The organism is Buttiauxella selenatireducens, from assembly GCF_031432975.1.
Lineage (GTDB): Bacteria > Pseudomonadota > Gammaproteobacteria > Enterobacterales > Enterobacteriaceae > Buttiauxella > Buttiauxella selenatireducens.
In genome coordinates, this window is the sequence record NZ_CP133838.1 from 3,192,652 (window position 1) to 3,214,615 (window position 21,964).

The 21,964-nt window shown below is 53.0% G+C and carries 26 protein-coding genes and 1 pseudogene; 1 reads left to right on the forward strand and 26 read right to left on the reverse strand.

The window, feature by feature from the left end:
- Nucleotides 1-280: 280 nt before the first annotated feature.
- The 19 genes and pseudogenes from RHD99_RS14635 to RHD99_RS14725 form a co-directional block, all read right to left on the reverse strand.
- Complete coding sequence (locus tag RHD99_RS14635; protein WP_309874825.1) at nucleotides 281-1,312, reverse strand: contractile injection system protein, VgrG/Pvc8 family; 1,032 nt, start codon at nucleotides 1,310-1,312, stop codon at nucleotides 281-283.
- Nucleotides 1,303-1,518 carry a tail protein X gene (locus RHD99_RS14640; protein WP_309874827.1) on the reverse strand — a complete coding sequence of 72 codons (216 nt, stop codon included), beginning with the start codon at nucleotides 1,516-1,518 and terminating at the stop codon, nucleotides 1,303-1,305. The genes RHD99_RS14635 and RHD99_RS14640 overlap by 10 nt, the downstream gene beginning before the upstream one ends.
- Entirely contained in the window at nucleotides 1,515-1,982 is a 468-nt protein-coding gene (locus RHD99_RS14645; protein ID WP_309874828.1) for a phage tail protein, read from the reverse strand. The genes RHD99_RS14640 and RHD99_RS14645 overlap by 4 nt, the downstream gene beginning before the upstream one ends.
- Nucleotides 1,982-5,020 (reverse strand): phage tail tape measure protein, encoded by a 3,039-nt coding sequence (locus tag RHD99_RS14650; protein ID WP_309874830.1) that lies wholly within the window; start codon nucleotides 5,018-5,020, stop codon nucleotides 1,982-1,984. Before RHD99_RS14650 ends, RHD99_RS14645 begins: the two co-directional genes overlap by 1 nt.
- A 111-nt stretch (nucleotides 5,021-5,131) precedes the next feature.
- Nucleotides 5,132-5,761, reverse strand: coding sequence for a phage tail assembly protein (locus tag RHD99_RS14655; protein WP_309874831.1), 630 nt, complete (start codon nucleotides 5,759-5,761; stop codon nucleotides 5,132-5,134).
- A gap of 63 nt (nucleotides 5,762-5,824) precedes the next feature.
- Nucleotides 5,825-6,331, reverse strand: coding sequence for a phage major tail tube protein (locus tag RHD99_RS14660; protein ID WP_183271807.1), 507 nt, complete (start codon nucleotides 6,329-6,331; stop codon nucleotides 5,825-5,827).
- Nucleotides 6,331-7,773 carry a phage tail sheath protein gene (locus RHD99_RS14665; protein ID WP_309874832.1) on the reverse strand — a complete coding sequence of 481 codons (1,443 nt, stop codon included), beginning with the start codon at nucleotides 7,771-7,773 and terminating at the stop codon, nucleotides 6,331-6,333. The genes RHD99_RS14660 and RHD99_RS14665 overlap by 1 nt, the downstream gene beginning before the upstream one ends.
- Nucleotides 7,774-7,783: 10 nt before the next feature.
- Entirely contained in the window at nucleotides 7,784-7,969 is a 186-nt protein-coding gene (locus RHD99_RS14670; RefSeq protein WP_183271809.1) for a hypothetical protein, read from the reverse strand.
- 56 nt (nucleotides 7,970-8,025) lie between these two features.
- Nucleotides 8,026-8,628 carry a tail fiber assembly protein gene (locus RHD99_RS14675; protein ID WP_309874835.1) on the reverse strand — a complete coding sequence of 201 codons (603 nt, stop codon included), beginning with the start codon at nucleotides 8,626-8,628 and terminating at the stop codon, nucleotides 8,026-8,028.
- Nucleotides 8,625-9,794, reverse strand: a complete 1,170-nt coding sequence (locus RHD99_RS14680) for a phage tail protein (RefSeq protein ID WP_309874837.1) — start codon at nucleotides 9,792-9,794, stop codon at nucleotides 8,625-8,627. Before RHD99_RS14680 ends, RHD99_RS14675 begins: the two co-directional genes overlap by 4 nt.
- Entirely contained in the window at nucleotides 9,791-10,408 is a 618-nt protein-coding gene (locus RHD99_RS14685; protein WP_309874838.1) for a phage tail protein I, read from the reverse strand. The genes RHD99_RS14680 and RHD99_RS14685 overlap by 4 nt, the downstream gene beginning before the upstream one ends.
- Nucleotides 10,398-11,405, reverse strand: a complete 1,008-nt coding sequence (locus tag RHD99_RS14690) for a baseplate J/gp47 family protein (RefSeq protein WP_309874839.1) — start codon at nucleotides 11,403-11,405, stop codon at nucleotides 10,398-10,400. The genes RHD99_RS14685 and RHD99_RS14690 overlap by 11 nt, the downstream gene beginning before the upstream one ends.
- Complete coding sequence (locus RHD99_RS14695) at nucleotides 11,398-11,736, reverse strand: hypothetical protein (RefSeq protein WP_309874841.1); 339 nt, start codon at nucleotides 11,734-11,736, stop codon at nucleotides 11,398-11,400. The genes RHD99_RS14690 and RHD99_RS14695 overlap by 8 nt, the downstream gene beginning before the upstream one ends.
- The gene (locus RHD99_RS14700; protein ID WP_309874843.1) at nucleotides 11,737-12,324 is read right to left on the reverse strand and encodes a hypothetical protein; all 588 of its coding nucleotides are present in this window, start codon (nucleotides 12,322-12,324) and stop codon (nucleotides 11,737-11,739) included. It abuts the gene before it with no gap.
- The gene (locus RHD99_RS14705) at nucleotides 12,321-12,866 is read right to left on the reverse strand and encodes a hypothetical protein (RefSeq protein ID WP_309874844.1); all 546 of its coding nucleotides are present in this window, start codon (nucleotides 12,864-12,866) and stop codon (nucleotides 12,321-12,323) included. Before RHD99_RS14705 ends, RHD99_RS14700 begins: the two co-directional genes overlap by 4 nt.
- A gap of 3 nt (nucleotides 12,867-12,869) precedes the next feature.
- Nucleotides 12,870-13,481: a hypothetical protein gene (locus tag RHD99_RS14710; RefSeq protein WP_309874846.1), complete on the reverse strand. Its 612-nt coding sequence runs from the start codon at nucleotides 13,479-13,481 to the stop codon at nucleotides 12,870-12,872.
- Complete coding sequence (locus RHD99_RS14715) at nucleotides 13,478-13,873, reverse strand: hypothetical protein (RefSeq protein ID WP_309874848.1); 396 nt, start codon at nucleotides 13,871-13,873, stop codon at nucleotides 13,478-13,480. The genes RHD99_RS14710 and RHD99_RS14715 overlap by 4 nt, the downstream gene beginning before the upstream one ends.
- 2 nt (nucleotides 13,874-13,875) lie before the next feature.
- Nucleotides 13,876-14,289 (reverse strand): DNA-packaging protein FI, encoded by a 414-nt coding sequence (gpFI, locus tag RHD99_RS14720; protein WP_309874849.1) that lies wholly within the window; start codon nucleotides 14,287-14,289, stop codon nucleotides 13,876-13,878.
- Nucleotides 14,290-14,378: 89 nt separating this feature from the next.
- Nucleotides 14,379-15,167: pseudogene (locus tag RHD99_RS14725) on the reverse strand (major capsid protein); the annotation flags it as partial.
- Between the two features lie 252 nt (nucleotides 15,168-15,419).
- On the opposite strand from RHD99_RS14725, the gene RHD99_RS14730 reads away from it, so the two are divergent.
- On the forward strand, nucleotides 15,420-15,794 hold the full coding sequence (locus RHD99_RS14730; protein ID WP_309874851.1) for a hypothetical protein: 375 nt from the start codon (nucleotides 15,420-15,422) through the stop codon (nucleotides 15,792-15,794).
- 20 nt (nucleotides 15,795-15,814) lie between these two features.
- On the opposite strand, the gene RHD99_RS14735 is transcribed toward RHD99_RS14730, so the two are convergent.
- From RHD99_RS14735 to RHD99_RS14770, 7 genes are all read right to left on the reverse strand, one after another.
- Nucleotides 15,815-16,114 carry a DUF1889 family protein gene (locus tag RHD99_RS14735; protein WP_309874852.1) on the reverse strand — a complete coding sequence of 100 codons (300 nt, stop codon included), beginning with the start codon at nucleotides 16,112-16,114 and terminating at the stop codon, nucleotides 15,815-15,817.
- Between the two features lie 310 nt (nucleotides 16,115-16,424).
- A complete protein-coding gene (locus RHD99_RS14745) occupies nucleotides 16,425-16,931 on the reverse strand; it encodes a DUF1441 family protein (protein ID WP_309874855.1) in 507 nt (168 codons plus the stop codon).
- A gap of 218 nt (nucleotides 16,932-17,149) precedes the next feature.
- Nucleotides 17,150-17,533, reverse strand: a complete 384-nt coding sequence (locus RHD99_RS14750; RefSeq protein WP_309874856.1) for a helix-turn-helix transcriptional regulator — start codon at nucleotides 17,531-17,533, stop codon at nucleotides 17,150-17,152.
- 8 nt (nucleotides 17,534-17,541) lie between these two features.
- Nucleotides 17,542-17,883 (reverse strand): head decoration protein, encoded by a 342-nt coding sequence (locus tag RHD99_RS14755; protein WP_309874858.1) that lies wholly within the window; start codon nucleotides 17,881-17,883, stop codon nucleotides 17,542-17,544.
- 9 nt (nucleotides 17,884-17,892) lie between these two features.
- On the reverse strand, nucleotides 17,893-18,933 hold the full coding sequence (locus RHD99_RS14760) for a major capsid protein (protein WP_309874860.1): 1,041 nt from the start codon (nucleotides 18,931-18,933) through the stop codon (nucleotides 17,893-17,895).
- Nucleotides 18,934-19,170: 237 nt separating this feature from the next.
- Entirely contained in the window at nucleotides 19,171-19,848 is a 678-nt protein-coding gene (locus RHD99_RS14765; RefSeq protein WP_309874861.1) for a hypothetical protein, read from the reverse strand.
- Between the two features lie 355 nt (nucleotides 19,849-20,203).
- Nucleotides 20,204-21,964: a DNA primase family protein gene (locus tag RHD99_RS14770; protein WP_309879169.1), complete on the reverse strand. Its 1,761-nt coding sequence runs from the start codon at nucleotides 21,962-21,964 to the stop codon at nucleotides 20,204-20,206.

Here is a 21,964-nt window from a genome sequence, read left to right on the forward strand (position 1 = left end):
GAACAGTAGCACTTCATTGTCATGAACGTGACTGCTCTGACATTAAAAGACATATAATATAGTAATCATAAAAATTAGTGCTGCTGATTTTTATGATTATTGGTGGATTTGCCAGATAATACTCTACATCCCAAACTATAATTCCTCCGACGAATGACAATCCCTATGGCCTCAACAGCTTTGATAAAATTGGTCATGCATTTCCCAAATAGTAAAGGTCGGTATAAAAGCCAGCCAGTGAGCATAAAATTATTATGGGGCTATTCTTAATAGCAGCCAACTATGGCTGCTTTTTATTACTGTTCATAGGATTACTTGCAGTAATGCTCATCCGGTATCCCTCCCCCCTGCTGCAGCGCACCTCCACACGGTCAATGCTTATCCTTCCCCTCATACCGTCCGGAAACGTGTTGTCCAGCTCAATTATCCCCTCCGCTGCCACATACGGATTGCCGGGTGTATCCAGCTGGATTTTTGACGCATCACGTTTCGCTCTGCGATGGCCTCCTTTCAGTACCGCTTCGGCATGCTCCTTATTGATATACGTTCCCGGCATTGTGCGGTAGGGTGCCTCACCACTGGTCAGGCTGTGCGTTTCACCCGTTGCCTCGTCGGTGTAGTTCACCCTAACGCCGCTGACACTTTTCTTGCCCGGCGTATCAATTGCGCACTGGATGAACTGCTGATTACCGGGGTGATTTTCTGGCGGGCAAGTCAGTTTCACCACAGGCAGGGTTTTCCCGGTGATGGATTTAGCCTCACCGCGTAATGCCAGGATGTAAGCCCCATTGACCGGTTTGGCCACCGCATCATGCTCTTCTGCCAGCCGGTTGAGAAAGGCGGAGTCCGTCTCGTTTATCTGATCGGTGTGCGGGTAGGTAAAGCTGCTGAGGCGGGCGTCCATACGTGGTGACAGGTTATGGCGTTGGGCGATAGTCTGGAAGATTTCGCCCAGCGTGGTGTTGTCCCACGAGGCTGAGCGCCGCTGCCGGAAGCCGGTTTTATCTTCCTTTTCAAACGGTGCTGCCGTTGCGGTGATCGTAATAATGCGGGGAAACAGCTGTGGGGTAATCGTTGTGATTTTGAATCTACCGATGTTCACCACACCGCTTTCTTCATACCCCTCAAACCACGTCAGCACGCCGCCTTCCTGCGGGATACCTTTCAGTCCCGTCACATCCACGGTCAGTATCAGCCGATCCGTTTCCTTCCCGCTGCTGACATCGATGCGCTCAAATGTCGTCATGCGCCCGTTAATAATGTCTGCGCCCGGTCCTTCGCAGTAATGTACTGGCGTAAATCCTAGCTCCATACGGTTACCTGTTGATCCGCTTCAGTATGAGTGGTTTTTGTCAGCTCCGGCAGCTCGATAACCACGCCGAGAGGCAACACCCGCCCATACAGGTGCAGGTGTGGATTCAGCTCGTAAATCAGTTGCTCCGTTTCATCGTCATCGCGTCCCAGCTTTATCCAGGCAATCTCCCCCAGGTTGTCACGGTCGCGGCTTCTGACCTTCATTCAGTACTTCCTCCCTGCTTCTTTTGTTCAAGCGGCTTATTGGCGAACTCCCGCAGGTTGATGGTCACACCCTGCTTCATGGATTTGGCTTCATGGTAGAGCCAGCTTTCGTCGACATCGAACCCGGTCAGAGTCCATTGCCCGAGCAGCGTGCCGTCCCCCCGGACCAGCGCCAGAGGCTTTTTGCCGTCTCGCAGTTTCACCAGTTTTTCAATGTTGTCCTGCCCCGCCTCCCGGAACCACTCGCACTTGATCACTCGCTCATCGAGCGCGCGTCCGGTCTGTTGCTGGCAGGGCAGCTCATTAAGTAGGTCAATCACCACCCACCCGCCGTCATATTTGCGAGACAGGGACGTCGCCGGGGTGTTTTCCGGCAGACTGAAAACAAAATCGCCCAGCACAAATTGCGTGGGCGACATTTCAGTCTCATGGCTGACGTACTGGTCAGACAGCATTTCCAGCATTAATCGCTCCTTTGCCCACTCAGTGAGGCATTCAGTCGTGCATCCGGGCCAATCTGCGCCAGGGCTTCGTGCAGGACTTTGGTCTGTGTCTGCTCCAGAATGGTTTTGATTTTCTGCGCCAGCGCATTGTCCTGCGCCGGATCGCCGGAAGCTTTAACATCAAAATGCGGGCTGTTTTCGACCTTAATGTGGTAAACAGGTGGAGGGAGTGGCTGGCTTTTCTTTGCCTGCTCCACGGCGGCATCAATCGCGGGTGTGAGGGTCTGGTCGCTGACTTTTGCCAGGTCCTTCGGTTGTACTTTCGCCACCTTATCGCTGGCCGGCGACGTACTGTCATCACTGCTGAACCAGCCCTTGATGCCTTCCCATCCTTCCTTGATGTAAGGACCGACCACCTCGCCCATCTTCTGCCCCAGTTCGCTGCCCGCAAGCCCCCCAATTGCCCCACCCACCGCTGTGCCGATACCCGGAAGGATTGCCGTGCCAATCGCGGCCCCCACTGCGGCCCCTGCCAGCGCACCGCCCGTACTCCCGACCGCGCCACCCACCTCTGCCGCACTGCCGCCGTTCATCACCACAGATGCCGTGTTGATGGCGCCACCAGCAAGGGCGAGTGGTGTAAACATCCGACCTGCACCTTTGATAAACGGCGAGGACAGTTGCGCGCCGGTCTGCAGATAATTCACATCATCACTGAGCGCAGGCAACATCCCTGCCATGGCTGGTTGTACCCTCGCAACAGGCGCGTTTGTCACCTCTTTCCCCGTTCCGCTGGCATCCCCCGGCAATGACGGTTCAGGCATGTCATCATCGCTGAATTTTCCCTGCAGATAATCCAACCCGTACGTCGCCGCAAACGGAATCGCATAAGACATCACCGCACCGGCAAGTCCCCTCCCGCGCGAACGTACCGGTCTGCGCGTATCACTTCCGGAGGCGGTATACTCCTCCCCGGCAGAATGAGGTCTGCGGGAGCCGCCTTTTCCTTTTTTGCCTTTCTTCCCCTTCCTGCCCCCTGATGGATCTCCACTGCCTGCGGCCTTTCCACCGCCACCCATGCGGTCCATCTGGCGATTCATGCGCTCGAGCGCCGCTGCGGCGCGATTGGCGGAAATCGTGGTGTGGTCTGTGGCACCGCCCAGCTTTGCCTTGCCCATGCGGCCAAGTTGCTTCAGGTCGCTGAACATCGATATCAGACCTTTGGCCACGATATGCACGCCTTTCAGGGCCACCAGGCCCGCACCGATTTTCAGCGCCCAGCCAAAGGTCGATTTCGCCGTTTCTGAAGTTTCCAGCAGGTTGCTCAGTCCGTCAGCCAGTGCGCTCACCGGTGGCTCAAGTTCATCGATCACCGGCAAAAGCAACGTCCCAAGGGAGATACTCAGGCTTTCCAGCCCCGACTGCATCCGGTCCATTCGGGCTTTGCGGGTAGCGGTTTTTTTCTGATACTCCTGCTCCATTGAGCCTGCATAGGCCGCCTCGTTACCGGCACTGGTCATGGCCTTTTTGAGCAGGTCAACATTTCCGGCAAGTTTTGCCACCGCACCGGATACTTCCTCACCAAAGATCTGGCTGATAATGGCTTTTTGCTTTTCCGGTGACTGTTTCTTCACCGCCTCCAGCACTTTAATTAGCGTGGCCGGGGCGTTTTTCTGCATATCTCTGGCCAGCTGATTTGGCTCAAAACCGAGCATTGATAATCCGTTACGGCCCGATTTTGTTGTGGCAAAGCCAGCGGTCAGACGACCTGAAATATTCTTCATGGCCGTCGCACCGGTTTCTTCTGTTTCACCCGAAGCGACCAGTGTGGCGGCCAGTGCGGCGGACTGATTATTACTGAACCCGGATAGCTTCGTATTCGCGCCCATGCGACGCATGATGGCGGCTACTTCCATCGGTTTTGCTGCCATTTCGTTCGAGGTCTGGTTGATATAGTCAGCCAGTTTCATCACCTGGTTCTGATCCAGCTTCATGGAGGTGCGCAGCTTTGCCATGGTGTCACCGGCAGTAGCGGCATCAGTATCAAACGCCACCGCCAGTTTTGCGGCATCAACGGAAAACTTCAGCAGTTGCTTTGAGTCCACCTTGCCGTCAGCACCATTCGCCACACCGGCCTGTCCACCAGCCGCGACAATTTCTGTCATGCCCTGCTGGGAGATCCCCAGTTTTTTCGCCTGGTTGCGGACCTGCAGCTGGAAGTTGCGATCCTCATCCGCATCACGGAAATTCACCACTTTTTGCACGTCAGACCACGCATACTCGTAGTCCATAGCTTTTTTCCCCATCGCCACCAGAGGGGCGGCAGCAACGGCGGTCCCCAGTACCTGCCCTTTCAGGCTGGCACGGGTGGCGCGGTTATCCTCCATTTTTGCCCGTGCGCTGTTCATCGTCTGAATGCGCCGTTCCTGCTTTTGCAGTGCTGCACTGGCCTTGCCAGCATCGGCGGTCAGTCGGGTTTGCTCTTTGGCCAGATTGCGGGTGTCCACGCCGGTCTTTTTCAGCGCACTTCCCAGCGACTGTAGCCGGACTTTTTCTTTGTCTGCCGCCGCGGTCAGAGAGTGCATTTCACGGGTTGCGGCGTTGTCTTCACGGCGCTTGCCGGCAACCTCCGCTGACGCCTTTTTGTAGGCCGGACGAAGTTGTTCCAGAGATTGCGTGGCGCGTGTATGTTCCACACGCTGCTCGCGGGTCAGCTTCCCGTTACGGGCCAGCTCCACATCCAGATTGCGCAGTGTTTCTTCCGCACCGGCTATCCCTTTCTGATAACGACGCTGTTCCGCCTGCGCCTCACGCAAAGCCTGACCAGCGGCATCAACACGCTTTTTGTTTTCGCTCAGCTGCCGGTTTGTTTCTTTCAGTGCCTGCTGGGTTTTCAGATGTGCCTGTGCATCACCCTGCTGCTTTTTCAGGTTTCCGAGTGCCGCCCCCACCTCCGCAGCACTTTTACGCATGGTGTTCAGCGACTTATCCGCTGACGTAAAGGCCGGACTCATCGCATCCTTTGCACTGAGCAGGACCGAGACTTTTTTATCCGCCACGTTTCACCCCTAATTTCATCATGGCCAGCTCGTAACGCTTCAGTGCGCGGGGGGCTGACCAGGAAAGAATTTCACTTTCGCTGGCGTGATAAACCAGCGGGAGGATATCGGTCAGTCGGTCAACGTCTCCGTCTGAAAGAAGTCCCCCTGTTGCGTCAAAAAATCGCGCACCCGCTCCATCAGGTGGTTAAAGTCCGGCATATGAAACTGATCGATAACATCCTGGTGCAGACCGGTACAGCTACTGGCCACCATCATCCCGCGCCTGTGTGCGTCTTTTTCAATCCGTAGCTGGCGGGTCAGTCCTACGGTCGGCGGCTGCAGTCGATACTCCGTCATCTCACCGTTGACTGGATCATGGATGGCAACCAGCAGCGTCGGGCTGTCCGGTAAAAAGGTGATAGTGTCTGCTTTTTCCCCGGCCTCACGCTTCGCGTCCGCCTCTTCTTCCAACAGGTCGGCAGTGGTGTAATTGGTCAGGCGATCTACCTGTACGACCAGGCTGTTGTAGTCCGGTTTTTTCAACTGAGCGATGATGTCATCCGTCTGACCGGTCATCGCGACCGCCAGCTCAAACTCCTGGTCGAGGGCATGGAAGCCAGAGGGATCATTGTCGGCATCAAATTTTTTACCGATTTCACGCACCTGCTTAGCCGTCAGGGTGCAGACGGTGAGCGTGCTTAACACACCATTGGCGGTGGTGATCGGAAAGACCAACGGGATTGTTCGGATAAAGGACATAGCGACTCCGGATAAATAAAAAACCCCGCACAATGGCGGGGTCAGGTGTTGTGAATGTGACGGTTAGTTCATACCAATCATGGCGCGGAACGGGGCGAGGAAGTCTTCCTGACCAAGATTGACCACGCTGCCGTCGCTGGCGACTTCCCAGCAGATTTTGCCGTTGATGGTCTTTTTCTTGCGCTTACAGGACAAGCTCAGCACCGTCTGGGACAGCTCACTCATTTTGGTGTTGCTGTCCTCGATGTTATTAATTTCGCCAATCCATTCGGCCTTCACCTTAAATTCTTCCCCGTCCTCATCCCGGTAAGCCTCTTCGATGGTGACCGCGCAGCTTGAACCGGCCTGCAGGCCGTACATCACCAGGATTTCAGAGCGTGCGCCTTTGACGGTGATGCTGCCGGTCATCGCTTCAATGCCAGTCGCCACTTCGCGCTCCACAAACGAGCCACCGCGCGTTTTTTCCATCACTTTTTTCGGTGCCGGATCGGCAACATCTTCCAGCGTCAGATACAGGGGAACCCCCTGAATGGTGACGCGCTGGGCCATGCGGGTTAATACTCCAGCCATTACAGTACGCTCTCCAGGAATGATTCAACGATGCCGGTATCTTCGTTCAGGTGATACACGACGTGTTCGTTCGGGCTGTAACCGGCATAGTTAATGGCAATATGCCATTCACCGTTGCGGTAGTTGTCCGTGGTGTTCAGTGTCGGGTGCAGATAGACCCGCGCCCCGATTAACGCCTCTTCCATTTGCAACCCGGATAAGAAGTCATTAATCAGGCTGATGCGCTGATCCATAAAGGTTCGGGTCAGGTTCTCCGCCATCCCTTCTTCGGTGGTGGCCAACAGCTTACGAATGATGGTGTGCTCAAGCCCCACCTGTGACACAAAACGCCCGGAGACGGTGCGGTTACCAATCAGCGAATACCCGCCGCGTGACGTGCGCGCAAAATAGCTCACACCGTAGCGGTTGAGCAGGTCTCCACTGGTGGTTTTATCCAGCAGGTTGTAGTCAATATGGCGCTGCAACCCTTCAATATTGACCCCCATGCGACCTTTACCCGGTGATTCCCACGGCTTCACACGGGCAAAACAGGCCAGCGCCTGCGCTGACGGGGAGCCGTACACATAATCCGCCTCTGCCTGGCTCCAGACTTTCACCATCGGGTCGACCAGATAAAACTGGTCGTAGCCGGTGCCGGTGACTGCCATCGATTCAGACAAATCAATCGCGTCCTGGTCATTAGTGGATGGACCATCCCCCACCGGAATGGCATAAATTTTCGCCCCGAGAGCCGCCAGCGCATCACTGACCGGTTTCTGACAGAAGCCCGGCGCGCTGATATGCGTCAGGGATTCCTGGGTGTTTTTCAGCGCCTGCATGCCGGTGATACGCCCGGTGGCCGTATCCACACCACCAATGATGTTGGCCACCGTGGTGTTGCTGACCTGCGATTTTCCGCTGATGGTGAAGAGCGTTTCAGGCACAACATCAGCTGCACTCAGTCCCGCCGAGCCAGAGAGGACCAGCGTGTCAGTGTCGCTGATGGTATAGCTCACCACATCGGCGGTTTTCCCGCCCACCGTAACGCTCCAGCCGGTCGGATCCGTCACATCGGTGGTCAGCGTAGTGTCTTTGAGCACCACTACCACATTGCCGGTGACAGGCTCATCCGTCGCGGAAACCACGGTACCGGTGTAATCCGCTGGCGCGGGCTCATCGTCCCCTTCTTCAACCACCACCACATAACAAGCCACGGACGCCAGTTGCTGGATAACCGCAATCGCCGGGTACAGCGTACCCGCCTCTGCACCGCTCGGATCGAGTGCGGTAAGCTGGGCCGGATTCGTAATGCGGTACGGTTTATTACGCGGGATCAGCGGATCAAGGTTCGGGGCGGTTCCCACCAGGCCAAAAACCGTGGCGCCTGCAGGTCCCATTGGCTGTGGGGCTTTCTTGCTTTCAACGGACGCACCGTTATGCACAAAGCTCGTAATTTCTGGCATTACCGCTCCTTTATTTACGTTTTTTAGTGTGGGAGGCCTGAGCAGTGTCCGCCTCATCAGCCGGTTTAATGTGGCCGTTCAGCTGCAGGATTTTGGCCTGTCGCTCAGTCAGTTCAATGGCGGTACCGGCGTCAAGCCAGTGACCGCTGCCGGGATGTTCAATCCCGCGCACCACGATAAATTTTTTGCTCGCCATAGATTCTCCGGACGTAAAAAAAGCGACCGTAGTCGCTGTCATGAATGGGTGAGGTGTTAACATGTTGGCAGTTCCGGCCAGGTAATATGCTCAGGGGCTGACGTATCCAGCGACTGCAGCTGTTTGATGTAGCCCCGCCAGGCAATCAGCCGGGACTGGTCCTCATCGCTGAGCATTCCCAGCATCAGATCGACTTTCCAGTCGCTGCTCCTTGCTTCAGCCTCGAGGATCAGCTCATCCCTTTTCATCCGGGCATGCTGAACGGCTGCGGCAGACTGCGCATCCGTATCGGTCACCCATTCAGTGCCGGACCATGTATCAAAATCAGTGGCGGGGACCAGCCGCGTGGTGTTATCCGGATACTCACCTGGCGTCGTTACGGGTACGGAGGCACCGGTCTGTGTGCAATACACGGTTTCGCCTCGATGATCAGGAACACTGAGCCATGCCGTATTCTCAGCATTGCGTATCACAGCCCAGCCCGTCTTCTCTGCCGGAGGCTTTTCAGTACAGCCATGTGCCGGAATACCCACGCCGACGGGCAGCACCTCCACGGAAGGGTGCGAATATTCACCGGTTAAACCGTCAAAGTTATAGACCGTCACCATCCCTGCCGTGGTGCAAATCTGTTTTTTATTCAGTATCGCGTTGGTCATCATGCTGCCCTCACGATGTAGTTAAATGCCACGTTTCGGGGACGGGTGATCACCGCGTTGTAACCACCTGTTACAGTCCCCACGCCATTCCTCTCGGCTATAATTTCTGTCGTATGGACATCAGGGGCTGCCCCTTCAAAATCGTCCCCGTTAAAAGGATCAGTGTCATTGGTGAGTTTCGGGAAGGGCAGACTTCTGGGGTAACCCGTTGAATACCCATCAAAGGCCAGCAGCGTACCTTTCTGTGCTGAAAGCAGAGCACGCCCCCTATCCACCCGACGCATATCATCCCAGCCACGGATAAATTCTCCTCGTAGATCGGGCAATGTCCCTGAAGGATAGGCCTGCGCAAGCTTTGGATAGAGTGCGGTGCTGAACGCGGCTCCGTTACATTTCAGCCATCCGGCAGGCGGCGTAGCGCCGGGCCACGGCATCGGGAAACCAACCGGAATATAAACCTGCATATCATCATTTGTCAGATATTGCGTATGCGGATCAGCCTCGCCTTCATGTTCCGCGATGGCCTGCGCAATATCCTGTGGGATAAGCAGGTTATCTTTGGCTTGTGCAATCGCCTGCTCACCGGCGGCCTTTATCTCAGCAAGGTTTTGAGCGATCTGGAGATATTTTTCATCCGCCTCCTCTTCTTTAAGGTACTGAAAATGCGGATCGTCGTCTTCAAGATGCGCCGCCATTTCCTCCGAAACCTTCTGGTCGACATAGTTGCGGGTCGCCAGCACCGTGGAATCATCCACAATCAGCGTGACCTTCGCCCCTTCGGTGAAAATGACATTCATCCGGATGACCATCGTCCCGGATGCCCCCTCCTCCGTTGCCACTTTGTATTGTGGGGGCATCGAACAGACCGCAACCAGGGTGCCGTCCGCCGTTTTGATCCCCATCTCACGTATCCAGAACGGACCAATGGCGGCGGGCAGCACGGCTTCAGCTATCAAGATGGACGGGTTGGTTTTATCCTGTGACAGACTGTTCAGTTGCCCGGTAAAAACGGTGTTGACCAGTTCAGTCTGCGTGGCGTCAGGTCTGGGGACGTCGCCATGACCGTCGCCAATGACAAAGGTCGTTATTTTTGCCTCCAGCCCGGTTTCGATGGACTGTGCACACACCGCTGCACCGACCGTGGTCAGAATGCCGTAAAACTCACTCATGCTGTCTCCCTGAATGGAATAGTGATATCGGTTACTGCGTAGATGGCGCAGGCACTAAAGCCACTGGCCGTCAGCGAAATATCATCTGGTTTTTTGGGGCCAATACTGATTTCAGTGCCGGAGGTGGTGGCCACACCGATATATGCCCGGGTGATCACTTCGCGAACCAGTTGCAGCGAAGCAATATCACGCTCCGCTTTGTAAGCATTGATGCGCGCCAGCACGCGCTGGGTGGTTGCTTCATCCAGTGGTTGCTCCATCAGGTGAGCAATAACACTCAACGCATACGGCCCGCTGCGCTCCACCGTGACATTGAAACCGAGTGCGGCCAGCGCATCAGCAATCCCCTGCCGGGTACAGGCGTGCGACTGAATAATCAGGCCGTTTGCCACCGTCCCCCTGACGCTCTGCTCAGCATCATCGGCAGCCCAGTCCAGCACCCCGCGTTCAATGGCCAGCGCCGGCAAATACTGCGCCGGTGTATTCCGTGGAAACAGCAGCGTTCGATATGGTGCTTGCGATTCAATCGTGGCCAGGCACTCATCGAGCAGGTTTTCAAGTGCATGCTGTAGCCCGGAGCGGTTATCGGGCTGAATACTGGCATCAGAGGTCATAGACCACCTCCAGCGCAATGCCAGTGCAGTAAGGAGCCTGGGTATGGTCGGTGGTGATGGTGTCTGCCGGTTCGTGAAGTTCAACGCTGGTCACTGACTGCGGTTTTTGCATCAGGTAATACAGCATCGAGAGGTCAATACGCCCTTCCAGGCGCATGGCGTTTCGGGTGTAGGTGTCCAACTCCTGCCGGATAGCCTCCACATTGATCAGCCCATCCGGGGTATTTTTACCGTGCAGGACGGCACGCACTGTGTACTCCAGGGGTTGTCCGGCATACGTGGTGATAATGTCGGTTTCCAGTGCCACATCTTCACGCCGCAGATATGCCTGCGCCTGCGCAAGCAACGCATCACTTGGCACACCGTTTTCTGTTTCGCGCGAAAGCAGCCACACACCAACCTTGCCGGTCCCCGGCTCTTCGACACGCGGGCTGGCATCGCGGATTTTTGCCGTAGCGGAATTATCCGGGAAGCGGTAGGTCACCGTGACCGTTCCGGCCTCCGGAGAGTCAATGGTGACATGCGGTTTTTCACCGAGGGTCATGGCGTGAAATTTATAGGCCGTCCGGCTCCCCGTCGTCGCAAACCCGTAGGCAGCCAGCAGAGAGCGAAAACGCAGATCATCATCACTTTCCATTTCGTCAGGGATTGGCGGAATAGCATCGGGATCGCCCCGGGCTATCACCTGCCGTTTGATACCAAAATCGGCTGCACGCGCATCCAGATTACTGCCCTGAGCCCACAACAGGAGCATCTGCAGCATTTGCCAGTTGGCGCGGCGTTCGCGGGTGGTGACCACCTGCGACATCGCCTGCAGCAGCACCGTCAGCATTTCCGCGTTATTCTCAAGCGTCGCGGTGATCTCGGCGGCATCCGCCGGACGCAGGCGTGTTACCTCGGCAATCAGCGCCTGCTTCAGTTCCGGCAGCCGGGCTGTCGCGCCGGTCACTTTCAGGGCATCGGGGACAGGGAGTCGGTCGGTTAAGGGGTTAAACATTAAGGGTTACACTCACGGTTGCGGTTTTACCGTTGAACAGGCCCACAAACTCCATCGCGCAACCGCCCGCTTTCGGGTGGATGTTGATTTTGTTGCAGCTAAAGTCGAGCACACCGTTAACCGGTTCAAGAAGCGCGGTACTGGCGGCAGATTTCATCAGGAGTGCGGTTGTGGGGGTGAGGTTGGCACTGAGGTATTTCAGTACGTCAGAACCAAAATCGCGATGGCGGTTACGCGCCCCTTTTGGGGTGGTCATGACCTGCCCCAGCCGGGAGGCGAGCTGGGTGATATCTTCAATGGCGCGCCCCGTCTGTCGGTCCATGCCTATCATTCAGCCTCCCTGTTTCTGGTTAGCTGCACCCGTCTTACCGCCGCTGTCACCTGGGTGATCGTGCGTATCATAGATGACGCGGTCGAGTGACATCGCCCGAACCTTGTCCGCGATTTCGCCCTCGGTGTTTTTCACCTCTGGCGTGCCCACAAACTCCACTCCCCCAGCCGCATGAATGGTGAGTTTCCCGCTGGGGATATCGACTTTCGTGTACGCTTTCTCCCCGTATGCAGTCATCACTTCATCAGGATTATCAGTCGGAAACGGAAAGCTGTCGGAGCACAGGCCACAGAGAGCCACGCAGCTGTCAAAGTTATCGCCGGTACCGAAATTCAGCACGATGGCAATTTCACCCGGCGACGGGCAGCGGTAATGCGATGTCACCCCTGCGGCAGGCACCAGAAACTGGATCGGTGGCGTCGTATTTTCACCAATCCGGACCACCACACGGGTACCACCTGGAGCGGATTTCACAACCCCTTTGCAAATCAGATTATTGCCCTGGCGGCGGTTATCCTCTGCCGCCTCCTGCAATCCCGCCAACGCTTCATGGACGGGTGCAAGCATTCGTTTGAGCAGACCATTCATCCTGTTGCATCCCCCGGGAATATTTTGCTGTATGCGTTTTTGTCATCCGGATCTTTGGGATTCATCGCCAGCCAGACACTGCCGCGAGTTTCTTCATCGGCAAAGTAATCCTGACCGAGATAAAGCGGCTGTATCCACTGCACGCCACGGGCAACCACCCCGTCAAAACCAAACAGGTAACTGGTATCGCCACTCACCTGAATATCCGGTGCACCGACACATTTCGGGTCAATCCCAAAGCGGTTTAAATCAATGATGCGCTCCACCTCGCAGGCAAGATCTGTTGCCGTCAGCGTGGCTTTCGGAACAGAGACCGGAATGAGGCAATGGGCGGTTATAATCTGGCGATGCGTGTAACGACCTGTCGCCTGTCGGGTGCCGGGGTGGGCATCCTCAAACTGAATGACTATCGAGGGGCCGGTGATTTCGGTATTCCAGATCTCGTCGTATTCGACGATGGACACACTCGCCGTGATGCGGCGGCGCAGCTCAGTGACAACCTGCTCGTAATACTGACCAGGGGATTCGATGGTGATGCGCATGAATTACCATACCTGAATGTATTGTTCGGCTGCAGCGAGGTTTTTCTCAGACCACCCGGTTTTCCAGGCATCCGATGTCACCCTGCCCCGCAGATCGGTTTCAAAGTGGCGCAGGAAAATATCCGGAATACGCTCAAACAGTTCATCTTCAAGGGCTGTGGTCATTTCATCAGAAATGGGAACCGTGAGACTGACCACCGGATACGCCGCTTTACCCACGCGCTGCATCACCTTCTTTTTACCGTGAAGCACGGCGACAAAGGCGCGCTCGTAATAGGTGCCGCGTATCATGAGCCCCCCTTTTACACGCCGGATGCCCCCACGAAATAACGCAGGATCGATGTCATTGAGACCAAACCAGTATTTCATTTCGGATGCATCCGCAGCAGAGGGTTTCAGATGCGCCTGGACGCGCTTTCTGAGGCGTTTTTGCGCGCCAGAGGCCAGTTGCAGGCGCTGCTGCATCATTCGCACCGCCTGCTGGCGAACCGTACCTTCCGTTCGCCGTTGGGCGCGATGAAAAGCCAGCCGGATAATGCGGGGCGATAAATCAGCAAACAACCCGACGATGTGGTCAAGCTGCGCTTCATCCAGTTGCATGTACAGGTCGCTCATGGTCGGGTAAACCTCACACCAGCGCCCTCCGGCAGCTTAGCGCCACCGGGAACGGTTAAAATGATGACGGTCGTAGTGCGATCCTGATAAAACACCGCGCCAACCACTTTTTCCCCCTGGGGTGTCTGCACGTTGGCGCCAGCGATAATTTCCCGATCAAGGCGCTGTTTCAGAACCGTCAACACACCATGTTCGCAGGAAGCGTTAACCGGGCGCGGTGCCTGGCTGTCAGGCTTACCACTGGCAAATGCCAGCTCCGTATCGTAAATAGCGTGAATGGCCATTTCGCCGCCACCACGCAAGTGAAGAATAAACGGAGACGACATCCGGTCCATGATGTGCGCATCCGCATCGCGCATAGCGGTATCAAACAGGCTGTCGAATCCGTCCACACTCAGACCTTTTTCACCAGATTTCGGCGTTGCAGCTGTGAAAACAATGCGTCAGGAATGCGCGCACAGCCACCAGCTACCACGACCGGCAGCACTTCATCTGCATCATTCACCGCATTGATATGCAGGGTGGCCAGCGCGGTAAAACGCACCAGTTGACCTGCGCTGACTTTAGCCGCCGTAGGCACGTTATCGTCAGTGTCCGGGCCTGCGGGACCGTCTGAATTTGCACCACCACCTTGCATATCCAGTGTAGTTTCGTCACCACTGCCATCATCTTCCAGGGCATCAGCTTCGGCCTGCCACTCAGTGAGCAGGACTTTCAGTTCGGCGACAGTACCGTCCACTGGGGGCTCACGGTTCAGCGTTTTTGCCAGCACACCCAGTTTCTTCAGTAAGGTATCTTTCTCAGACATATAAACCTCAAACGTTCACCCCGGAGCCTTCGCCCCGGGCGTGTATGTAGACAGGAATTCAGGAAAACGGGAGCGACGTCCCGGAGGGATTAACCCAACTGCACGGAAACGAACTCATCCGGGTCGGGAAGCAACATCAGTGGAGCCGATTGCGTCATGGTGAACTCCACTGCCGGGTCACCCACTTCCAGCCAGTTGCGCGGATAGCGGCTGCCACGGTCAATGCCCTCCTTCTGTGCAACCGCATCACGGATTGCGCCATAGGTACGGATACCACGAGCAAGGGTGTTACCGAGGATCATGGTGTTGTCCGGCAGCGCTTTTTCTTTTACACCGTCAACAATTAGCTGGCCGTTGTACACAACGATAGCCACGTCACCAAAGCTGCCTTTGTAGGAAACAATTTTGCCCAGGTCCTTGCAGGCAGTTTCCAGTTCGGAATTAGAGCCACGGCGAGTATCCAGCTTGTCCTGCACTTTTTTGAACGAACGGAACAACGCCCAGCCCTGCTGATCGAACACAATAAGGTCGATAACACCGGATGCATTCAGTGCATAGGATTCAATGTCATTGGTCGGATCAAAAGTGTCTTTATTCTGCGCACTCCACGCCGCCGGCCCCACCTGAATAATGTTGTTATTCGGACTGCGCTGCATATCCACCTCAACCGGTGAAAACTGTTCGCCTGTCATGGTGTATTTGCCGTGCAGCACCGCATCAATGCACTGTTTTTCTTCAACCTGCTGAATGGCGAGCTCTTCGTCTTTCAGGTTTTGCAAGATAAGGCGTTTACGGCGATATGACGGATCATTCAGCGCAGTCGGATCTTCATCAGGCAAACGGCGCGGAGTCATCCCAGGATTCAGTTCATGGTTGGGTTACATGAGTCAATAGAGAAAGAATGTGAATGATTTTATTAGGGAAAGCCCAGATATTGCTGGCTGATAAAAACGAAACGCAATACATGCTGCAATACACAGTTCAAACTAGCTTCTGACGGTTAGAGGTTGTATATGCACATTCCTAATTTAAAGTTCTATTGTAGGAGCATCCGCTTCCACATGGATAAATGGTCTTTTCAAAACCTTAATGTAGGATAGATGTATCCCACAATAAGGAATCCACCAGCCATGCGTATTACCAGCCGAAAGAAAAAGATCCTTAGCTTCTACGAACTAGAAAATCTGGAATGGATCACAGGCGAAGTGGGCGCACCTCCCCTTGATGTGTCAGGTGTCACTTACCTGCTGCATGGCATGACCAGCTTCGACAAAAACTACCAACTGGAATCAACCAGGCGAACACTGGAAGCAATGGTGAAAGATGGACTACTGGAGCGGGTCAATGTCTATGAACGTCGACAGAACAAATCTCAAAACGGGGATGGAGAAGGCGTTCACTGTGTAGTTGCGCGATATGGTCTGCCTGGAGGATGCAACGTAATTCGTGATGATGGTGGAAATAGACGCTCCCACATTGAAGGTGAAAGCGTCAGGATTGATTAGCCTGTTTACAACTGCTCTGACTACACTAAAGCGCGAAGCACTTCACGCATATATGCAGTAAAATATTCAGGGTTTTTAATAACAACCCGGCCTCCTGACTCAATTTTATCAGCCCATCCGGCTACTTTCTTCGTGAACCCGGTATCCCATCCCTCCTGAATACCTCGGGCATTAACATCAGCTGCGCTGGCAGGTACACCCAGCTCTTTCAGATACTTAAAAATCCCTTTAGCTGTGCTTTCATCCATCGGATGCGGTGCGGATGATGACGTGTTCATAGCGCCAATGAAGTCCAATGCTTTATCAATTACTGCTGGCATGCTCTTATCCTTAAAATTAACCACGTAATAAACAAGTCTATAATATGGACCAAAATAAACCGTGATATCAAAGGGATCATTAAATTTCTATAATGATTCGTTATCCAAACTACCGCGGCGGCGCTTTTCTGGCCCATTGATACGGTTCTGCGCTCATTCGTTGACGGTGCCGTTCTTTGGCAGCCTGTGCAGAAGCAAATCGGGTGCGAACGATCAGTTTATCCTGACCATTCAACTTATGTCCCTGTAACCGGGCCATCTCAATAAATACTTCATCAAACTTAGGTCGGCTCATTTTTATCCTTCCCTTTTACCTGGAGTTCAGTCGTTCATATTCTTCGACCAGCGCAGGGATCATTACTGACAGACCGGCAGCCCTGTTCCTGGCCTTGGTGATATCCTGCTGTATTCCTTTGATGGCACGGCTGTCTAACCCGGGGTTTTTCCTCTGAACTGATAACGGTATCGTGTCCAGGATACTGGCTATTTCCCCGGTAACACGCGTTAAGATAAACCTCATAAAATCGACAGCGATAACCTCATCCCTCTCTTTTTCGTTTTTAAGTTCCTGTGCATCAGCCTGGGCTCTGGTCAGTCTTACCCTTTCCCTGAGTAATTCCTGATCATCAATATCTTCAGCCCCCTCCACCAGCTTGCGAAGCTCGTTATCAACCCGGTTCCGGATAACCGATGCAACGTCGTACAGCGCTTCACGTCCGCGCCTTTCGGCAGGCTCTACACCCCATTTATCAAACGCAGTCACACCGATATTGCAACTGCGCGCCATGGTCTTTTTGTTAAGTAAATGTTGCGTCATAATTTACATTTTCATTACTTTGTTTTTGAGTCAGGTGGGTGTATTGACGAGGGAAAATATAGTTAAATCATTACCTTAAAGAGAACAACAACACCACCACCAGCTCATCAGAAATTTTCGTAAATAGCGGTATAGTGCGGGTATACATCCCCTCAGTGCGCACAAGTGCCTGGGAGGACCCGCGAGGCAGGGGCGAGCCGTAGCCCTCCCCCGGATGCTCAGCCAAGGAATCGAAACTTCCCTGCATCAATCTGACGACGTGCCCGCGCAACCTTCTGAATGAGCGACTCACTTGGATTTGCCGGAGCATCGCAAACGTCATAATGACTGCGGCGCGGGATATTATTAATCCATGAGACAATCTCGCTCAGTAGCCAGGCGGTACGACCAGGGGTCACCTGTACACGCTCCGGAAACTCCCCACGTTCCTCCATATCAAGCAACGTTCGGCGGCTGAGGGTGGTAATCTCCATTGCCATCTTCATATCAACCAGGCGCTCAGCTAACGCCATCTCATCTGCAATACGGCCCAGCTCCTGCACTGAAGTATCATTTGCTGCTTGTGGTTTTTTGCCCACGATTACGGTTTGTTCGAATGACATGACTTACCTCACACGGCTGAAAGGGGTTGAACAGAAATACCGGAGCCAGCAAATGCGGCCACGCGCTGACTTAGCGTGCTGACCGTTTCAGGCCAGTTCAGCGCATCGACATTCAGAACGCCGCATTTATAAACCTGCGCCTGTGATTTTGAATCTGTATCCACGCTGAAAGTTGATACATAGATAGCCTTTCCCACCTTAGCGCCGTCATATACCACCAGCGCCCCGCTTTCTTCATCGAGCATCAGAGGAGACAAAGCAGGGATGACACCATTACCCGGTGAGAATATCCCCAGCGTGGTTACAAGCGCCTCTGTGCCGGCAACCAGTTCAGTACCTTGAAATGACATTGGTTCTCCTTACGCCACACGAACGGTGACAAAGCGGTTGATACGCGCGGGGATTGGTTGAGGAGCTGAGTGTGTCTGCACATACTCAATGGCTGGGTCGCCGGGAACGATATAATTTTTAGGGGCCATAGCAGCACGGACAATGCCCTGTCGTACCAGTTCAGGATCCTGAATTGCACCGTAAGCAACAATCCCCTGCAGGCTCGTATTAGCCAGAACCATTAAATCCGGGTCGAGGAAGTATTCTTCTTCGCCTTCTTCATTGGTGAATTTACCGCTATAAACCACAATTGCCGTATCACCCGTGTAACCTTTGAAACTGACGCTGTCCCCCAAATCTTTGAGTGCCGTTTCCAGACGGGAATTTGAGCCGCGACGGGTATCAAGGGTATCTTTCGTTGATTTGAAAGAACGGTATTTTTTCCAGACATTCCCTCCCATAACAATGATATTTGTTACACCTTCACTGAGCTCTGCGTAACTTTCAATATCATCATTCGGGTCGAAAGTTTCTGTATTTTGGGCCGACCACGCAGCATCACCAGCCTGGATAATGTTATTTACTGGTTTCATTTTCCAGTCGATTTCATAGCGTTCAATCCCTTCGCCTTCAATAACATTCTTCCCTGTGGTAATAGCCTTTACTGCCAGCCATTCAATACGAGCCCTGATTGCCTGAGACTGATTAACCATGGCACGCTTAACCTTAATTTTTCGCGCATCATATGCGTCAAATTTTTCCGGCGGCATGTTAGCAGGACGAATAGCCAGCTTTTCAGGGTCAATGCTACTTTTCGGTTTCATATACCCTGGGCGTATGGTTTTCGATTCATAACCTTCATCACGTGCGACACGGCTACCAACCATTGGAGAGCAGAACGCAGCCATCGGGATATCAGGATCATCAATCATATCCAGTGCAATATCACGGGTTCCAAACGTCACAGAACGAGAGAAAAACAAATCTGTGAATAATGTTTTTAAAAGCTTCTGCACATCCTCTGTATTTACGACTTGCAGCATAGTCGCAGGAGAATAGGTGTTAGACATAAACACTCCGGGTAAGGGGTAAAAAGATTATATTTTTCGATTAAGCCTGCACTATATTACACCTATCTGCACAGGTTGTATTATTCGCGTTTGTATAATGCGGTATAAAATATCTAAGGCGCTTCAAATAAAATGCAGCTCTGTTATTCTTGACCTGGTTGTTGTGTCGATATTCTCATAAGATCCTCCTGTATTATAATCAAAAGCGGGGCAACCCGCTTTCTTTCACCACCAGCCTCATTGCTTCTGCGACTTTATCGTTTCTGGTTTATGACTCAGTACATGACGATCCAGAGTAAACCGATAGCACTCCTCATTACTCTTTCTTAAATACATCGTTGCTGACTCTCGCCCTCCACAGTCCGAGATGAATTTCGCATCTGCGAGAATAGCGGCCCGTGCGATATAGTCAGTCGAGTAGGCGGCGAGAATGAACGGCAGGACAAATAATACAAGAGAAAATTGAATGAGCTGACCAGCCTTCATGAACTTTGATTTTTCTATCGATGCCTTCACCCCATGAGGTAAAATAATGCGCGCAGGCTCCATCAAAATGCTTAAAGCACCAAACATTCCGGTAGCAATAACAATGAACATATAGGCTATACAGATGGAAACTGGCACAGCGAGTATATAAGGTGAAAACTTCAAATAATCTTCATCTATGCCGGTTGTGAAGCTCAGAATTTTCAGTGAGAAAATATAAGATACGAACCAGATAACCACATTGTAGAATTTTATGGTAAAGGCACTTTTCATCAGTTCCAGAAATAATTGCCGTTCTTTATATGCCATATAGCCACAGTAAAGAAAAATCAACAAATATGCAGTGTATATATGCCCCTGGCTTATCAGTATCAATTCCAGCGTCATAACAATAATGAGTATCAAATTTTCCCGGGTAAATCTCTTCATCGCGTTCCTGCCTTCTGTTTTTTTGTCCATTCGGTTCAAATGCCATTCTGAACACTTTCCCAACAAACCAGTTTCAAAACCACCCCCAAGAATTAAAAATTATGCGTTTAAGTGTTCACCTGTTCACCTTTCACTTTTTAACCATTAAAATCATACTGTTAAGTGGTGAACACTTCAGATTTAAGTATTCACTGGTGTTCACCCAACCCTTCACCTTTCAGGCCAAATAACAGATAAAGGGTGAACAGGTGAACACTTGGTGAATACTTCATAAATAAGTGTTCACCCCTTAACATACTGTTATTAATTAATTTTTTAACAGGGTGAACAGTGGTGAACACTTTTCCTATAACTATTACTCTGCCACCTCATTATTTGAAACTGCACATGATGGTAGCCAGTCTTCCGAATCATCGTTGAGGGTAACGTTGGACCTTATCCCCGCCTTCGTCTTTCGCTTCTGGTACTCCTTGCCATACTCAGCCATTGCCCCTGGCATATCAGTACCAAACCGCATCAGAGACACCGGCTTACTCAGACCATTGGCCCGCATGTACGCCAGGTAAGCGTGGTACAGATACCGGCGGGGGCTGAATGGCACTATTTCGGCATTACCGATAAACATCCCGTCACACACTACCGACGCCATGAGAGAGCCGCAAAAGTCCACCAGCGAATCACCCTCGCGTTTGATGGCCAGCGCTTCTTCTGATTTCTGCTGCTCATGCAAAAGCCGTCTTGCTTCATCCTGGTCAGCAAAGCGCGTCAGAAGATGACGAATCACCACAGCCAGCTCGCCTTCTATGTTTTCGGCTAACAGTGGGTCACGTTCGTTTTCCGGTACCACCTCAGAGAAATTGAAAATGACCCTGCGCCGGGAAATTCCGCCGCTGCGGTCGCTGAATGTCATGGCGTTGTTGTTAACAGCAAGCACCACCGCTGGTATACGCGTGGAATATGGCGCTTTATGTTTCGGGTCGATGGAAACCTTATCTCCCCCGGTGATGGCCTTAATACCTGCGCCATCTCCGGCATAACGGGTCATGTCCGGCATGATGATGAGCGAATACCCCACCACCAGCGCCCTTTCCCGTGGTTCTTCCAGTGCCTTCATGCTGGCAGAGACCGTGTTGGCTTTACCCGCAAGCATGGTACAAACCTCAGCCATAACACTTTTGCCACTACCACCAGGGCCTGTGACCTCAAGAAATAACTGCCAGTCGTACCGGTTCGCCATCACCATATACAGGGCCGCCAGCACACGATCTGCTTTACGGTCATTATTTGCCACCGAACTGCGTAACCATTTCCAGAAACTCGGGGCATGGCTGACCAGTGTTTCCCCTTCGGCTGGTGGGCTGAACGGTAATTCACTGGCTATAAGTAACCAGTCACCCTTACCGTGAGGACGAAACTCCCCTGTACGGGTATCAAAAACACCATTGCTAAAGCCAATCAGGTTTCGGGCTGTTATCCCCATCACCGGCAAGCTCAATTTCATGGTTTCAACCGCCGACTTGATAGCGTTCTGGGAATAGGCCACCTCCGCATCAATGAAGATCTGCGCCATTTCGCGCTGCAGTTCTTTATCAGCAAGGGGAAGCCAGATAACACCGTTGTAATGATGAACCGTGTCAGAATCGCCATGAATCGCCAGGTTACCATCATAGTGCGCCAGTAAAACCTCACCCCGCTGGCTCGCCCCCATTTGATTAAGTGCCGGGGTTGTGCCGTTTCCCTTAACAACAATCAAAGGCTCAATTTCCATCCGGGTCAGTAGGCTCGTCCAGTCTTCTTTCTCTCCATCCTCTTTAATGAACTCGGCATTAGTTACGCCAGCGTCATGCAGTTTGTTGGCTATCAAATTGAGATGATTTTGTGCCACCAGCCCCGCCTGGTAGATTCGGGCAAATCGACGGCCCTTATCCACTATTCGCAGGTTTGCCAGCTCAGCCAGTTGGTTATGATCCAGAATAACCGGAGGTATTGTGTCACCGTGTTCACCCTGGTCTTTCTGATATGCTTCTGCCGCTTTCCAGGCCCCTGTACCTACAAAGATAATGGCCTCTTCCATTTTGTCGCGGGGTAATGTCTTAACATTCGGCGCCAGTTTCAG